Genomic DNA, 683 nt, shown 5'->3' with positions numbered 1-683 from the left:
TTATGCCTGCGCTTCATGAAGTCCTTGGCGGTCTCGACCGCCACGGCTGCGTCGCGGCAATAGGCGTCGGCACCGACGGCCTTGCCGAATTCCTCATTCAGCGGCGCGCCGCCAACCAGCACGATATAGTCGTCGCGGATGCCCTTTTCCTTCATCGTGTCGATGACGACCTTCATGTAAGGCATGGTCGTGGTCAGCAGGGCTGACAGGCCGATGATGTCGGGCTGGTGCTCCTCAATCGCTGCCATATACTTCTCGACCGCATTGTTGATGCCGAGGTCAATCACGTCGAAGCCGGCGCCTTCCATCATCATCCCGACAAGGTTCTTGCCGATGTCGTGGATGTCGCCCTTGACGGTGCCGATGACCATCTTGCCCTGCTTCGGCGCGCCGGTGGCGATAAGCAGCGGTCGCAGGATGAACATGCCAGCCTTCATGGCGTTGGCGGACAACAGCACTTCCGGCACGAACAGGATGCCGTCGCGGAAATCCTCGCCGACGATGCGCATACCTTCAACCAGCGCCTCGGTGAGCACGGCGTAGGGCTGCCAGCCGCGCTCGAGAAGAATATGCGTGCCTTGCTCGATCTCTTCCTTCAGCCCGTCATAAAGGTCGTCGTGCATCTGCTGCACAAGTTCCTCGTCGGAAAGCTCGGAAAGGATGATCTCTTCGTGGTCGGCCAT

General features: G+C 59.9%; 1 protein-coding gene. It reads right to left on the bottom strand.

The genetic code is table 11. The features are described from left to right. Positions 1-683 (bottom strand): cobalamin B12-binding domain-containing protein (locus NKH17_RS33345; RefSeq protein WP_352973543.1); only part of this gene is annotated, 683 nt, incomplete at its 3' end.

This window comes from Mesorhizobium sp. M1334 (assembly GCF_040317995.1).
In the GTDB taxonomy this organism is placed as follows: domain Bacteria; phylum Pseudomonadota; class Alphaproteobacteria; order Rhizobiales; family Rhizobiaceae; genus Mesorhizobium.
Note: the sequence above shows the minus strand (reverse complement) of the source record. Positions and strands in the feature narration are given on the sequence as shown.